The sequence below is a fragment of the Paenibacillus sp. M-152 genome (genome assembly GCF_003856555.1).
Lineage (GTDB): Bacteria > Bacillota > Bacilli > Paenibacillales > Paenibacillaceae > Paenibacillus > Paenibacillus polymyxa_C.
Genome location: NZ_CP034141.1, coordinates 4,546,885 through 4,561,700, shown reverse-complemented (window position 1 = coordinate 4,561,700; position 14,816 = coordinate 4,546,885). Strand labels below are relative to the sequence as shown.

Annotated in this window: 11 protein-coding genes and 1 tRNA gene; 9 read left to right on the top strand and 3 right to left on the bottom strand. The window is 45.5% G+C overall.

Going from position 1 to position 14,816, the window contains the following annotated elements; all coding sequences use genetic code 11:
• Positions 1 to 300: 300 nt before the first annotated feature.
• Both EGM68_RS19875 and glpK read left to right on the top strand, forming a co-directional pair.
• Positions 301 to 1,125 (top strand): MIP/aquaporin family protein, encoded by an 825-nt coding sequence (locus EGM68_RS19875; RefSeq protein ID WP_129549870.1) that lies wholly within the window; start codon positions 301 to 303, stop codon positions 1,123 to 1,125.
• Positions 1,126 to 1,156: 31 nt separating this feature from the next.
• Positions 1,157 to 2,650, top strand: coding sequence for a glycerol kinase GlpK (gene glpK / locus EGM68_RS19870; protein WP_058830507.1), 1,494 nt, complete (start codon positions 1,157 to 1,159; stop codon positions 2,648 to 2,650).
• An 86-nt stretch (positions 2,651 to 2,736) separates the two neighbouring features.
• Here the strand turns inward: glpK and EGM68_RS19865 are convergent, their stop codons facing one another.
• Positions 2,737 to 3,777 carry a LacI family DNA-binding transcriptional regulator gene (locus EGM68_RS19865; RefSeq protein WP_129549869.1) on the bottom strand — a complete coding sequence of 347 codons (1,041 nt, stop codon included), beginning with the start codon at positions 3,775 to 3,777 and terminating at the stop codon, positions 2,737 to 2,739.
• 364 nt (positions 3,778 to 4,141) lie between these two features.
• On the opposite strand from EGM68_RS19865, the gene EGM68_RS19860 reads away from it, so the two are divergent.
• On the top strand, positions 4,142 to 5,488 hold the full coding sequence (locus EGM68_RS19860) for a GH1 family beta-glucosidase (RefSeq protein WP_129549868.1): 1,347 nt from the start codon (positions 4,142 to 4,144) through the stop codon (positions 5,486 to 5,488).
• 112 nt (positions 5,489 to 5,600) lie between these two features.
• Here EGM68_RS19860 and EGM68_RS19855 read toward each other — a convergent pair whose 3' ends face one another.
• Both EGM68_RS19855 and EGM68_RS19850 read right to left on the bottom strand, forming a co-directional pair.
• On the bottom strand, positions 5,601 to 6,365 hold the full coding sequence (locus EGM68_RS19855; RefSeq protein ID WP_025678474.1) for an exodeoxyribonuclease III: 765 nt from the start codon (positions 6,363 to 6,365) through the stop codon (positions 5,601 to 5,603).
• Positions 6,366 to 6,579: 214 nt separating this feature from the next.
• Positions 6,580 to 6,653 (bottom strand) — tRNA-Arg (locus EGM68_RS19850).
• Positions 6,654 to 6,891: 238 nt separating this feature from the next.
• On the opposite strand from EGM68_RS19850, the gene EGM68_RS19845 reads away from it, so the two are divergent.
• The 6 genes from EGM68_RS19845 to lonB all read left to right on the top strand — a co-directional run bounded on the left by EGM68_RS19845 (position 6,892) and on the right by lonB (position 14,722).
• Positions 6,892 to 7,824, top strand: coding sequence for a hypothetical protein (locus EGM68_RS19845; protein WP_129549867.1), 933 nt, complete (start codon positions 6,892 to 6,894; stop codon positions 7,822 to 7,824).
• A gap of 143 nt (positions 7,825 to 7,967) precedes the next feature.
• Positions 7,968 to 9,281, top strand: coding sequence for a trigger factor (gene tig, locus EGM68_RS19840; RefSeq protein ID WP_013372696.1), 1,314 nt, complete (start codon positions 7,968 to 7,970; stop codon positions 9,279 to 9,281).
• Positions 9,282 to 9,688: 407 nt separating this feature from the next.
• On the top strand, positions 9,689 to 10,279 hold the full coding sequence (gene clpP / locus EGM68_RS19835) for an ATP-dependent Clp endopeptidase proteolytic subunit ClpP (protein ID WP_016324659.1): 591 nt from the start codon (positions 9,689 to 9,691) through the stop codon (positions 10,277 to 10,279).
• Between the two features lie 12 nt (positions 10,280 to 10,291).
• Positions 10,292 to 11,548 (top strand): ATP-dependent protease ATP-binding subunit ClpX, encoded by a 1,257-nt coding sequence (gene clpX, locus EGM68_RS19830; RefSeq protein ID WP_013372695.1) that lies wholly within the window; start codon positions 10,292 to 10,294, stop codon positions 11,546 to 11,548.
• A gap of 110 nt (positions 11,549 to 11,658) precedes the next feature.
• Entirely contained in the window at positions 11,659 to 12,777 is a 1,119-nt protein-coding gene (gene ispG / locus EGM68_RS19825; protein WP_013372694.1) for a flavodoxin-dependent (E)-4-hydroxy-3-methylbut-2-enyl-diphosphate synthase, read from the top strand.
• Between the two features lie 217 nt (positions 12,778 to 12,994).
• Entirely contained in the window at positions 12,995 to 14,722 is a 1,728-nt protein-coding gene (lonB, locus tag EGM68_RS19820; RefSeq protein ID WP_016324658.1) for an ATP-dependent protease LonB, read from the top strand.
• The last annotated feature ends 94 nt before the right edge of the window (positions 14,723 to 14,816 follow it).

The following is a 14,816-nucleotide window of genomic DNA, read 5'->3' as shown; positions in this document are numbered from 1 at the left end:
TCATCAAGTTTGGGAGTGTCGTATTCATCCTGAAATCCTTACGTCCAGCCATTTTTTTACATCATAAATCGCGCAATCTAACATGGTCAACGATTATTTTAGAATACTAAAAGACGTAAATCCGTAGTTGACATCGCTTACATGCTTATATAATATCAAATTTAAGTTAATAATCGTGACGGAGACGAGAGAGCCACGCAGACATCCCATGTACAGCACAGGGTTGGTTTGTGATGGCTTTTCTTTTTTTGCGCGATGAAAACGATCAAAATCGGAGGATCTATTGAGGAGGTTGGTTGTATGTCGCCATACGCAGCCGAATTCATAGGGACAATGATTCTTATTGCCCTAGGTGGCGGAGTGTGCGCAGGGGTGTCCCTGAAAAAGTCATTTGCTCACGCTTCCGGCTGGATTGTGATCGGAATGGGGTGGGGGCTCGCGGTAGCTATTGCGGTGTATGCGGTGGGTCAAATCAGCGGAGCGCATTTGAATCCGGCAGTTACACTCGCGTTGGCATTTCAGGGTAGTTTTCCATGGCAGGATGTTCCCGGCTATATTGTGGCCCAGCTTTTTGGGGCCATGGCGGGTGCAGTGATCGTCATTTTGCATTATTGGCCCCACTGGAAAGAGACGGAGGACGCAGCAACCAAACTCAGTGTATTTGCGACAGGACCAGCTATTGATCATCCGTTTGCCAACGTGCTTAGTGAAATGATAGGTACTTTTATCTTTGTCCTTGCCTTACTGTCGTTTGGTGCCAATTCATTTACAGACGGCCTGAAACCGCTGATTGTTGGTTTTTTGGTTGTCAGTATCGGTTTATCCCTTGGAGGTACAACGGGTTATGCCATCAATCCAGTGAGGGATTTTGGACCGCGTCTGATGCATTATTTGCTACCGATTCCCGGCAAGGGAGCATCCAACTGGAAATATGCATGGGTGCCCATTGTAGGACCGCTATTGGGGGGATCTTTCGCAGGGCCATTTTATCAGGCCATTTTTAAGGGGAGTGTAACTTCGGCTTTCTGGATTTTATTAGGGGTCATCGCGGTGGTACTTTTGATTACCTTCCGTATCAGTCGTACTTATAAAAATCATAAAATGAATCATAAGCTAACAGCGTAAAAACGATGGATTTACACGGGGAGAGATGAACATGGGAAAATATATTTTGTCACTAGACCAGGGAACGACAAGTTCAAGAGCGATTTTGTTCAATAGCGAAGGAGATGTGGTGTACTCAGCCCAGCGGGAATTTCCGCAATATTTTCCTCACCCCGGCTGGGTAGAGCAGAATGCGAATGAAATCTGGAGCTCTATTCTGGGCGTTATTGCCTCCTGTCTTTCCGAATCGGGTGTAAAAGCAAACCAAATTGCTGCCATCGGCATTACCAATCAGCGTGAATCGGTGGTCGTGTGGGACAAAAATACAGGATTACCCGTGTATAACGTACTCGTATGGCAATCACGCCAAACCTCGGATATTTGCGAAGAATTGAAGCGGCAAGGGCATGAGGAGTTGTTTCACAGCAAAACAGGGTTATTGATCGACCCGTATTTTTCAGGCACTAAAGTAAAGTGGATACTGGATCATGTAGAAGGCGCGCGCGAAAAGGCGGAACGAGGTGACTTGTTATTCGGTACGATTGACTCGTGGCTAATCTGGAAACTATCCGGTGGAAAGGCTCATGTAACAGACTACTCCAATGCGGCCAGAACGCTGATGTACAATATTTATGAGCTCAAGTGGGATGAAGAGCTGCTGGACATTCTGGGTGTTCCAAAAATCATGCTGCCTGAGGTAAGGCCCTCTTCCGAGGTATATGCGCACACCGTGGATTATCATTTTTTTGGTCAGAATGTACCGATCGCTGGTGCAGCAGGTGACCAGCAGGCAGCCTTGTTCGGTCAGGCTTGTTATGAAAAAGGAATGATCAAAAACACTTACGGCACAGGCTGCTTTATGCTGATGAATACGGGGGATCAGCCTGTTGAATCCAAGCACGGTCTGATCACGACCATCGCTTGGGGACTGGAGGAAGGCAAAGTGCAATACGCACTTGAGGGGAGTGTGTTTGTTGCGGGCTCGGCGATCCAGTGGCTGCGAGACGGGCTGCGCATGTTCCGTGAGGCGAAGGACAGTGAGCCTTATGCGGCCCGTGTTTCCTCTACAGAAGGGGTGTATCTTGTACCCGCTTTTGTCGGACTAGGCAGCCCCTACTGGGATAGCGAGGTGCGTGGAGCGATGTTCGGTCTGACGCGGGGAACCACAAAAGAGCATTTTATCCGCGCCACCTTGGAGTCGCTCGCTTATCAGACCAAGGATGTGCTTACAGCTATGGAGATTGACTCAGGTATTACGGTGAAGATGTTGCGAGTGGATGGTGGAGCTGTGTTGAACAATTTTCTGATGCAATTCCAGAGCGATATTCTGGATGCGACGGTGGAACGGCCGGTCATCCATGAGACAACAGCGCTGGGTGCCGCATGTCTGGCAGGCTTGGCGGTTGGATACTGGAAGAGTACAGATGAACTTCGTAAGCGAGTGAGGGTGGAAACTTCCTTTACCCCTACGATGGATGAAGCAACACGTGACAGCCTGTATGAAGGCTGGAAAAAGGCCGTGAATGCAACGATGGCCTATAAGTAATAGCTTAAACGAAGAGGCTCTATATATTTAAACTGTAAAAAGGTGACTTCTGAATTCAACAGGAGTCACCCTTTTTAAGGTATATGCTATCCCTTGATCCTCGTATGGTTCCAATTTTGCCGGGCTCCGCAAGAGGTACGAATGACTAGTTCGGGCTCTACTTTAATACATTTCGTATCCATTTGTTTATTCATCAGGTCAAACAGCACCATGGCGGCTAGACGACCTATTTTTTGCTTGTCTTGTTTTACAGTCGTCAATGGAGGATCGGTATAACGACAGGCTTCAATATCATCACAGCCTACTACAGCAATATCCTCGGGTACCCTCAAGCCGCTTTCCTTAAAAGCACGGATGGCACCAAAGGCAAGCAGGTCGGTAGCCGCAAAAACAGCTCTTGGTAAATCTCCTTGCTGTATCCACGCCTTCGCGATCTGGTATCCATCCTCTGCCGCATAGTCCTTACCATACACGATCCATTCAGGTCTGAAATCAAGGCTAAACCGCTTTAGTGAAGCGATAAACGCTTCCTCTCTCTCTTTAATAACCAAGGAGGGGCGTTCAATGCCTATAAAACCCATCTCGCGGTATCCATTCATGTAAAAGTGCTCAACAACCTTCATTGAGATCTTTTGATTGTCGGACATAATGTAGCAGGAACTGGCTCCGGTTAGCTCAATATCGACACCGATGCAGGGGATAGGACTGGCGTCGAGATCGAAAACACTTTTCTCCACTTCGTCCCCAGCAATAATAATGCACCCGTCCACTGAAAAATATTTCGAGCGAGCCCAATAGTCCTCTCCATTATCTAGAAATTTTTCATTTGAAAAAAACAGCAGGTCATAACCGAGCAAGCCAATCTGCTTTTTGAAAACATTAATGATGTCCACAAAAAAAGGATGACTAAAATCGACATTCAGCTTGCCAGCGAATATAACGCCTACCAGATTGGATTTTTTGGTAGCAAGTGTTTTAGCCGAGGAGGAAGGTCTATAGCCTGTTTCCTCCATAATTTTAAGTACTCGCTGCCGGGTTTCCTCACTGATATCTGTGTAATTGTTTATGATTTTCGAAACCGTCGCTACTGAAACGCCTGCCATACTAGCTATTGTTTTTATATTCATGGAATCCTCCGCAACTAAACTGATTTAGTTGAATTGACTTTGTATTTCAAATTCAATGATTACTCGTATTCTATGCTACCTCATAGATGGGAGTCAACAGAGTTAATAAAGGATTTATCCTAATATTTTAAGGAGTAACAACGATAATTTAACGGTTATTATATTTTTTTGATATTTCATAATTCTCTATTTACAAATACAGGTTATTCGATACATAATAGTAGCTGTAATTAACTAAACCGCTTTCGTAAAAGTGAATGCATTTACCGCTGGTTATTTTGCATATTTTCCTCCAGCGCTTTATTGTCGGCGGTGCAATGGCCGGAGCTGTGAAGTCTTTATTTCTGAAAGGAAGGTACCGAGTATGAGCGAGAATATCTTTGTATTTCCTGATACGTTTATGTGGGGAACTTCAACCTCTTCCTATCAAATTGAAGGTGGCACAAATGAGGGCGGCAGAACGCCCTCCATTTGGGATACTTTCTGTCAAATACCCGGGAAGGTGATCGAAGGGGACTGTGGAGAAGTGGCTTGTGACCATTTTCACCGCTTTAAAGAAGACGTGCAATTAATGAAACAGCTTGGTTTTTTACATTATCGTTTTTCTGTAGCTTGGCCGCGCATTATGCCCGCGCCCGGCGTGGTCAACGAACAAGGGCTGCTCTTCTATGAGCATCTGCTGGATGAGCTTGAGTCGGCCGGGCTAATTCCAATGCTGACTCTGTATCACTGGGATTTACCGCAGTGGATTGAGGACGAAGGTGGATGGACGCAGCGAGAGATTATCCAACATTTTAAAACGTATGCCTCTGTGATCATGGACCGATTTGGCGAGCGAATAAACTGGTGGAATACGATAAACGAGCCTTATTGCGCCTCTATTTTGGGATATGGTACAGGGGAGCATGCTCCTGGTCATGAGAACTGGAGCGAAGCCTTTACTGCTGCCCATCATATTTTGATGTGTCATGGGATTGCGATCAATTTGCATAAGGAAAAAGGATTAACAGGTAAAATTGGCATTACGCTAAACATGGAACATGTGGATGCCGCTTCCGAGCGACCCGAGGACATAGCTGCTGCTGCCAGAAGGGATGGCTTTATTAATCGTTGGTTTGCTGAGCCATTGTTTAACGGAAAGTATCCTGAAGATATGGTGGAATGGTACGGAACGTATCTGAATGGATTGGATTTTGTACAGCCTGGTGATCTGGAGCTGATTCAGCAACCGGGAGATTTTGTAGGCATTAACTATTATACCCGCAGCGTCATTCGAGCAACTAACGACTCTTCGCTACTGCAAGTGGAGCAGATTCACATGGAGGAGCCAGTAACAGACATGGGATGGGAGATTCACCCTGAATCCTTTTATAAGCTGCTGACGCGGATTGAAAAGGATTTTAGCAAGGGCTTACCCATTCTGATTACGGAAAATGGAGCAGCGATGAAGGATGAACTGGTGAATGGACAGATTGAAGATACCGGGCGTCAGTGCTATATTGAAGAGCATTTAAAGGCGTGTCATCGCTTTATCCGGGAGGGAGGTCAGCTCAAGGGCTATTTTGTCTGGTCTTTCTTTGATAACTTTGAATGGGCCTGGGGATATAGCAAGCGTTTTGGTATTGTACATGTCAATTACGAGACGCAGGAACGGACCCCCAAACAAAGTGCGCTGTGGTTCAAGCAAATGATGGAGAAGAACGGGTTTTAAACAGAAAACCAGGTGCAAGTTAGCAATAGCTTCAATTTATGTAGGCCGTCATGCTGTAAAACAGAGCATGACGGCTTTTTAATTTTATAAATCCTTGCGTCAGGTAGGGGATCTATGCAGAAATATCTTGCAAATCCAATATAACAGGGCAGTGGTCACTGCCTGTAATATGGCAATCAATACTCGCATCCATTAATAGCGGACGAAGCCTCTCTGAGACGAGGAAGTAATCAATCCGCCAGCCGATATTCCGTTCCCTCACCTTTGGCATGTAGGACCACCAGGAATAAACATCTGTCCGATCAGGATAAAAATATCTGAAGGTATCTATAAATCCGGCGTTGAGGAGCTGTGACATGCGGTCTCGTTCCTCGGGTGTGAAGCCAGCATTACCGTAGTTGGCTTTGGCATTTTTAAGGTCAATCTCCTGATGAGCCACGTTCAAGTCTCCGCAAATGATGACAGGCTTCTGAGCGTCTAGTTGTTGCAGATAGCTGCGAAAACGGTCTTCCCATTCCAGTCTATATGGCAATCGCGATAAGTCTCGTTTCGTATTTGGTGTGTACACATTGACGAGGTAAAATTTTTCGAATTCTAGTGTAATAGTTCGACCCTCTGGCTCTTCATTTTCTTCAAGTCCATAATGCACAGAGAGCGGCTTGATTTTGGTGAAAATAGCTGTGCCGGAGTACCCTTTTTTCTCAGCGTAATTCCAGTATTGAGCGTATTCCTCCATGTTCTCCATGAGGATTTGTCCTTCTTGAAGCTTCGTTTCCTGTACGCAAAAAATATCAGCATTCGTTTCTTTTAGATAAGTATAAAATCCTTTGGTTACACAGGCTCTTAAGCCATTTACATTCCAAGATATTAATTTCATTTGATTAAACTCCTTACTACTCTACGCAGTCAAGCGGTGTAATGGTATACCCTCGATAAAAGGCTGTCCCAGACAAGCGCTCAAACAGCGCTGCGGAAACAGCCTTTTCTACATTAAAATAGGTTGTAATACGATGCTAGGCTTCAACATCCACAGTGGGTCCTATTTCGCTGGAAAATAAAAAAAGCTTCCTAAATAGGAAGCTTCGGCTATACGTCCCAGGAGGGATTCGAACCCCCGACCGACGGCTTAGAAGGCCGTTGCTCTATCCAGCTGAGCTACTGGGACATAAAATTCAAGCGAATATTAATATATCATATGGATGAAAAAGATACAAGTCTTATTTTGCATATATCGCTTATTTGGGCTCTACACCACATAAATTCAGAATACACATCGTTTTTTTTGCCTTATAAAAGGGTATGTTAGAATACAGGTGAATATGTTGAAGACGAGTGGTTGAACTTCGGCTGCTGTTTCTCATATAATCTACAAATACTTTAGCTTGCGGAGGAGAGGGGGTGCCTTGAAAATAAAGGACTCCAAGGTGACGACAAAAGAAAATAATATCGTATTGTTTCCGAAGACACTGGACTACTATCAAATTCAACTTACGGTGATGCTTGAGAACGAACGTTACGGAGAGGCGATGGGGATGCTGCGTTTTTTGATGCAGTGTCAGGGACAGGAGCAGAAACAATACGATGAATGGAACGCTCTGTTACAATGGCTGGAAGCTGCATTTCCACAGTACGCTGACAGCGGGGCGGCAACGGACAATGTGGAAGAAGACGAAGTCAGTGAAGTTGAGTTGGCTCGCCGTCATGCACGCTTTAAGCAGGAACAGGATGCAGGCTACGGTAACAAGCTTTTGCAGATGGCTATGGATCAACCGTTATCCGAACAGACGATTCTAGCTTTGGAACAGCTATCCTACTTGGAACTGCCGGAGATCGACGATGCCTTGCTTCGCTGGATTACTGAACGGGAAATCCATCCTCTTCTCCAATTCCGTGTTCTACAGACAATGAGACGCCGTGGAATGGAAGGGACGATAGAAATCAGACGGGGTGATGAAAAGACGGAAATCGATATTGAAACGGTTCCGTTACAGCCCGATGAGTTTCCAGAGGCGATTATGCGTATTTTGGAACGGGTTGCTGACCAGACTGAAGTGCATGAGCCTACACTATTCTATTTTGCACAGGAGCTATGGTCACAGTTTGTGATGGCAGTGTACGGTACGAAAGATTATAGATCAATGTTGGTGGAAGAGGACGGGATGCCGGATATTTGGGCAGCAGCACTCCATCAGACCGTTTCGGAAAGTTTGAACGGGAACAATAATGAGGAAGAAACCCGCGCTATATATGGCATTACAGATGCACTACGCTTCCGTTTTGAGCAAGCGTATCGGTCGATGCGATTATTCGTCGCGGCGGGAATGAACACTCCTTAATGACCGGAAACGTTTACCTGTTAAAGCATTCAAGGGCTGCCCTTGAAAAAGACAGTAATGTTAGATATACTATAGTGGTTATTTTGTGTGCGTTGATTGTAATGAAAACTAAGTGAAGATTTTGTTGGAGGGGAAAGCATAAAATGAAAGCAACTTGGGAGAAAATAGAGAAGAACCTTGGGGTTCTTGAAGTTGAGGTAGACGCGGATCGTGTAGCCGCTGCACTCGACAAAGCTTTTAATAAAGTGGTTAAACAAGTAAGTGTACCAGGATTCCGTAAAGGTAAAGTACCACGTCCTATCTTTGAAAAACGTTATGGTATTGAAAGTCTGTACCAGGATGCAATTGACTTCCTGTTGCCAGAAGCATACAGCCAAGCTGTAGAGCAAACAGACATCTTCCCAGTAGATAGCCCTGATGTTGAAATTGATCAATTTGCTAAAGGCGAATCTTTCAAATTCAAAGCAAAAGTTACGGTTAAACCTGAAGTAACTTTGGGCGATTACAAAGGCGTAGAAGTGCCTGTAAGCAAAAACGAAGTAAGCGACGAAGAACTGGCTCAAGAGCTGGAGCGCCTGCAACAACGTCATGCTGAATTGGTTGTTGTTGATGAAGATGCTGCTCAATCCGGCGATACAGCTATCATTGACTTCGACGGTTCCGTAGACGGCGTACAATTCGAAGGTGGACAAGCTGAGAAGTATTCTCTGGAACTGGGTTCCAATACCTTCATCCCTGGCTTTGAAGACCAAGTGATTGGTTTGCACACTGGTGATTCCAAGGACGTTGAAGTAACGTTCCCTGAGAACTACCATTCTGCTGACCTCGCTGGTAAACAAGCTGTATTCAAAGTGAAAGTTCATGAACTGAAACGCAAAGTTCTTCCTGAATTGGACGATGAATTTGCTAAAGATGTAAGTGAATTTGACACACTTGCTGAATTCAAGGAAGACTTGAAAAAGCAATTGCTGGAGCGCAAAGAAAACGAAGCTAAAGCAGCTCGTGAGGGCGCTGTAGTGGAGAAAGTTGCTGAAAATGCAACAATCGACATTCCTGAAGCAATGGTCAAGAGTGAAGTGCAAAACATGGTTCGCGATTTCGACAACCGTCTGCGCAGCCAAGGCATGAACCTTGAAATGTTCCTCGGCTTCTCCGGTCAAAGCAAAGAAGACCTGGAAGAGCAAATGAAAGCAGATGCTGAGAAGCGCGTACGCAACAACCTCGTGCTGGAGCAAGTGGCTAAAGCAGAAAACATCGAAGTTTCCGAAGCGGAAATTAATGAAGAACTGCAAAACATGGCTGACACTTACAAACGTTCTGTAGAAGAGATCCGCAGCATTCTGGAAAGTAACGGCTCGTTCGCTAACTTGAAAGAAGAGATCTCCCTGCGCAAAACAATCGCTTTGCTGGTGGAAAACAGCAAAGAAGTTGAAGCGCCAGCTGCAGCTGCTGAGTAATTTAAACGATAAAATATACGGTGTAGGCTATAACAGGCTGCAACGTAGTAATTAGATAAGGATAAGGCACGTAGTGAAAGTTACGTGCCTTATTTTTACCTTAGACAACCCAAATTTTAGTCGTTTATGGAAAGCGCTGTGAATGGTGTTTTCTGTTTTACATAAGTCACTACCGTACATTTGCACATACATACGAAACATGGTTAAATATGAGAAGGTCTCGGCAGGGTGTCTGTAAATAGCCTGCACTTCATATATGAGCAGGCAAATATGACACGAGACTCTGAACATGTTAAAATATTTTGTAAGGTGTTCACGTTTCATGATTGCCGCTTCCGTTTTAATGGGACAAAAGGAAGCGGATGAATACAGGTGTTCATTTTAATAAAGAAAAGAGGTTGGTCGTGATGAGTCTCGTCCCTATGGTTGTGGAACAAACGAATCGAGGAGAACGATCTTACGATATTTACTCGCGGTTGCTTAAGGATCGCATCATTTTCCTAAGTGGCCCGATTGATGACGATGTCGCCAATCTCGTCATTGCACAGCTATTGTTCCTTTCTGCGGAAGACCCGGAGAAGGACATTAATTTGTACATTAACTCGCCAGGCGGTTCTGTTACTGCAGGCATGGGTATATATGATACAATGCAATTCATTAAGCCGGATGTATCGACGATTTGTGTAGGTATGGCTGCTAGTATGGGTTCTTTATTGCTCACAGCTGGTGCACCAGGCAAAAGATATGCACTTACCAATAGTGAAGTTATGATCCACCAGCCGCTCGGCGGCATTCAGGGGCAAGCCTCCGACATGCTGATTCATGCGGACTGGATTATCAAAACACGTGCCAAGCTGAATCAAATCTATGTGGAGCGTACAGGTCAGCCCCTCGAAAAAATCGAACGTGATACTGACCGGGATTTCTTCATGGAAGCGGAAGAGGCAAAAGCATACGGTATCATTGACCAGGTGCTGTCTAAACCGATTAATCTGTAAAGGGGTGGCTCTATGTTTAAATTTAATGATGAAAAAGGACAATTAAAATGTTCTTTCTGCGGTAAATCTCAGGATCAGGTTCGCAAGCTTGTTGCCGGACCGGGCGTATATATATGTGATGAATGCATCGAGTTGTGCACGGAAATTGTGGAGGAAGAATTGGGTCATGAAGAAGAAGTAGATCTGAAAGATATTCCAAAACCAATGCAAATCCGTGAAATTCTGGACCAATATGTTATTGGTCAGGATCAAGCGAAAAAATCATTGTCTGTTGCGGTATATAATCACTACAAACGTATTAATACACAAAACAAAATTGATGATGTGGAACTGCAAAAAAGTAACATTTTGATGCTTGGACCTACAGGTTCGGGTAAAACGTTGCTTGCGCAAACCATGGCTAAAATTTTGAACGTCCCATTTGCTATCGCAGATGCCACTTCCCTTACGGAAGCGGGTTATGTGGGTGAAGACGTTGAAAACATTTTGCTGAAATTGATTCAAGCTGCCGATTATGATGTAGAAAAAGCAGAACGCGGCATTATCTACATTGACGAAATTGATAAAGTAGCTCGTAAATCTGAAAACCCGTCCATTACGCGTGACGTATCGGGTGAAGGTGTACAGCAAGCATTGCTTAAGATTTTGGAAGGCACGGTTGCTTCTGTACCTCCGCAAGGCGGTCGCAAGCATCCACATCAAGAATTCATTCAAATTGATACTACGAATATCCTGTTCATTTGTGGCGGTGCCTTTGATGGTCTGGAGCAAATGATCAAACGTCGTATCGGTAAGAAGGTCATCGGCTTTAACGCGACTAGTGAACAAAAAGATCTGAAACCAGGCGAATATACCTCCATGGTATTGCCTGAGGATCTGTTGAAGTTCGGTCTGATTCCGGAATTCGTAGGACGTTTGCCAGTCATTTCGACGCTGGAGCCACTTGATGAGAAGACATTGGTTCGTATTTTGTCTGAACCGAAAAATGCGTTGACCAAGCAATACCAGAAGATGCTGGAACTGGACAATGTGCAGCTGGAGTTTAAACAAGATGCTCTGGAAGCCATTGCTCGTGAGGCGATCAAGCGTAACACGGGTGCTCGTGGCCTTCGCGCAATTATTGAAGGTATTATGCTTGACGTTATGTACGAAGTTCCTTCCCGTGATGATGTGACGACTTGCGTCATCAACGAGCAGGTAGTAAAAGACAAAATTGCACCGGAACTCGGTGGTACAGATAAGGATAAAAAACAAGAAGAGAGCGCCTAAGGATTGATACTTCGCGATCTCTACAACATGAGAAGCCAGATCTCCACTTCACGAAACCTGTATGAGGTTTTATGGGGTGGAGGTTTGGCGTTAATGGGAGAGAAAAGTATATGTTCTTAAGACAAGACACACGTCCCGTTCAAGTCGGGAATCTGACGATTGGCGGCAGCAATGAAGTCATCATCCAAAGCATGTGCACAACCAAGACGGCAGATGTGGAAGCTACAGTAGCCGAGATTCTTCGTTTGGAAGAAGCCGGATGTCAGATAGTGCGGGTTACCGTCAACAATGAGGAAGCTGCCGCAGCTATTAAAGAAATTAAGAAGCGGATTCATATTCCGCTGGTTGCAGATATTCACTTTAATCACAAGCTGGCTCTACTGGCAATTGAAAATGGGATTGACAAGGTTCGCATTAACCCAGGCAACATTGGACGACGTGAAAAAGTGGAAGCTGTCGTTAAGGCATGTAAAGAAAAGGGGATTCCGATTCGGATTGGTGTAAACGCCGGATCATTGGAACAGCATTTACTGGATAAGTATGGCTACCCTACGCCAGAAGCGATGGTAGAAAGTGCACTGTACCATATCGGGATACTGGAAGAGCTTGATTTCCATGATATTATCGTATCACTGAAGGCTTCTGACGTTCCAATGGCGATTGCCGCTTACACCAAGGCAGCTGAAATTATTAAGTATCCCCTCCATTTGGGCATCACCGAAGCCGGTACACTCTTTACTGGAACGGTTAAAAGCGCGGCAGGTATGGGAGCTCTGTTGGCAGCAGGTATCGGGTCCACCATGCGTATTTCGCTAAGTGCCGATCCGGTAGAAGAAGTGAAGGTAGCACGGGAGTTGCTCAAAACGTTTGGGTTGATCACGAACGCAGCTACATTGATTTCTTGTCCGACTTGTGGGCGTCTGGATATTGATCTGTTCTCTATTGCGAACGAGGTAGAGGATTACATTGCAAAACTCAAGGTGCCGATTAAAGTATCTGTACTAGGTTGTGCAGTTAACGGCCCGGGTGAAGCGAAGGAAGCTGATATCGGAATTGCCGGAGCACGCGGAGAAGGTCTATTGTTCCGTTATGGAAAGATGATTCGCAAAGTCCCTGAGGCTGAAATGGTTGACGAATTGAAAAAAGAAATTGATATCATCGTCAAAGCTTATGAGGAAACAGGTAAAATACCCGGACGTGAAGAGCGTCACACTGCCGAGAAAGTGTAGGCATAAGCGGTTATTTTAAAATAGGTATAATCATAAACTATTGTCATTGTTTAAACACCGTGGAGAGCAGCTCTGCTACAGAACTGTTCTTCGCGGTGTTTTTGTATTTCTCTCTGATCTTTTGAAAGACAGCCGTTTAGCTCTCGTGGAAAAGGAAATACTGTCTTTCATAGAACAGCATTTTCAAATTGCTGAGATGAGAAACGGAGGGAATACGATGGACTTGACTATGATATTGTTATTGGTGCAAATGTTTTTCGGGATTGTTATTGGTCTGTATTTCTGGAACCTTCTACGGAGCCAGAAAACGAACCGTAGTGCGGTGGATCGGGAATCTCGGAAGGAATTGGATAAGTTGCGCAAATTGCGCTCTATTTCACTTACTAAGCCGCTAGCTGAACGCACACGTCCTGCCACGTTACAGGATATCGTCGGTCAGAAGGACGGGCTACGTGCGCTCAAGGCGGCGTTATGCAGTGCGAATCCGCAGCATGTCATTATTTATGGCCCCCCTGGTGTAGGGAAAACGGCTGCCGCACGTGTGGTGCTGGAAGAGGCCAAGAAGAATCAGTCCTCCCCATTCAAAGGTGATGCTAAATTCACGGAAATTGATGCCACAACGGCCCGTTTTGACGAGCGTGGTATTGCGGACCCGTTAATTGGTTCAGTACATGATCCAATCTACCAAGGGGCAGGAGCGATGGGTGTAGCAGGTATCCCTCAACCTAAACCCGGAGCTGTAACGAAGGCTCATGGAGGGATGCTGTTTATTGATGAGATTGGCGAGCTGCATCCAACGCAGATGAATAAGCTGTTGAAAGTGCTGGAGGACCGAAAGGTATTTTTGGAAAGTGCATATTACAATTCAGAAGATTCGCATACGCCTGCTTACATTCACGATATTTTCCAAAACGGTTTGCCAGCGGATTTCCGTTTGGTAGGTGCGACGACCCGTTCGCCGCACGAGCTGCCACCTGCTATTCGATCCCGGTGTATGGAAATTTATTTCCGTGCCCTGCAGCCGCAGGAGATTGCTCGTATTGCTGAAGATGCTGTACACAAGCTAGGCTTTGGCCCTTGTCCAGAGGCAGTAGAGGTTGTACAGCGTTACGCGACCAACGGCCGGGAGGCAGTCAATATGATCCAGCTTGCTGCTGGTTTGGCACTTACCGAGAAAAGGGAACGACTCGATGCTTCGGACGTGGAATGGGTAGCGGGTAGCAGCCAAATTCAACCCCGTCCTGATCGGAAAATACCGGGCTTGCCGCAAATCGGATTCGTTAACGGATTAGCCGTATACGGTCCGAACATGGGGATGCTGCTGGAAATTGAAGTTACTGCGGTTCCGGTTCCCGAAGGAAAGGGAAGCTATAATATTACGGGTGTTGTGGATGAAGAAGAGATCGGAGGTAACTCCCGAACACTGCGTCGTAAGAGCATGGCTAAAGGCTCTGTAGAAAATGTTCTGACTGTTTTGCGTACGCTCGGTTTATCCCCCTCCAATTACGATCTGCATATCAATTTTCCTGGGGGGACGCCAGTAGATGGTCCGTCGGCAGGGATTGCAATGGCAACAGCTATTGCCTCTGCAATGCGGGGAATTCCGGTGGATCATGAAATTGCCATGACTGGCGAGATTAGCATCCATGGCCGAGTCAAGCCGATTGGCGGCGTATTAGCCAAGGTCGAAGCTGCTTTTCAGGCTGGAGCCAAAAAAGTGATCATTCCGCAGGACAACTGGCAAGCTCTTTTTGATAGCATTGAAGGCCTAAAAGTCATCCCTGTACAGTCGGTGACCGAAGTGTTCCGTCATGTGTTCGGAGAAGAGATGACGACGGATGCGCCTGTACATGCGCCAATTGAGACTTTTCGCCCATCCCAGTCCTCCTTGTTACAGGCGGATGGAACGCATAATGGGACGATTTCAGATACAGGATCTTGCTAATGAACTAGTCTTTCATTGGTTTTTTTATAAAACATTTGATAAAATATGAAAGATAGCAACGTGAGGATTGTAAAATCCGGAACCTGAGAATCAC

Bases quoted from the DNA above. Each gene is read 5' to 3' on its own strand.
- EGM68_RS19860 (WP_129549868.1), top strand. From the start codon at position 4,142: ATGAGCGAGAATATCTTTGTATTTCCTGATACGTTTATGTGGGGAACT.
- clpX (WP_013372695.1), top strand. From the start codon at position 10,292: ATGTTTAAATTTAATGATGAAAAAGGACAATTAAAATGTTCTTTCTGC.
- clpP (WP_016324659.1), top strand. From the start codon at position 9,689: ATGAGTCTCGTCCCTATGGTTGTGGAACAAACGAATCGAGGAGAACGA.
- EGM68_RS19865 (WP_129549869.1), bottom strand. From the start codon at position 3,777: ATGAATATAAAAACAATAGCTAGTATGGCAGGCGTTTCAGTAGCGACG.
- lonB (WP_016324658.1), top strand. From the start codon at position 12,995: ATGGACTTGACTATGATATTGTTATTGGTGCAAATGTTTTTCGGGATT.
- tig (WP_013372696.1), top strand. From the start codon at position 7,968: ATGAAAGCAACTTGGGAGAAAATAGAGAAGAACCTTGGGGTTCTTGAA.
- EGM68_RS19875 (WP_129549870.1), top strand. From the start codon at position 301: ATGTCGCCATACGCAGCCGAATTCATAGGGACAATGATTCTTATTGCC.
- ispG (WP_013372694.1), top strand. From the start codon at position 11,659: ATGTTCTTAAGACAAGACACACGTCCCGTTCAAGTCGGGAATCTGACG.
- EGM68_RS19855 (WP_025678474.1), bottom strand. From the start codon at position 6,365: ATGAAATTAATATCTTGGAATGTAAATGGCTTAAGAGCCTGTGTAACC.
- glpK (WP_058830507.1), top strand. From the start codon at position 1,157: ATGGGAAAATATATTTTGTCACTAGACCAGGGAACGACAAGTTCAAGA.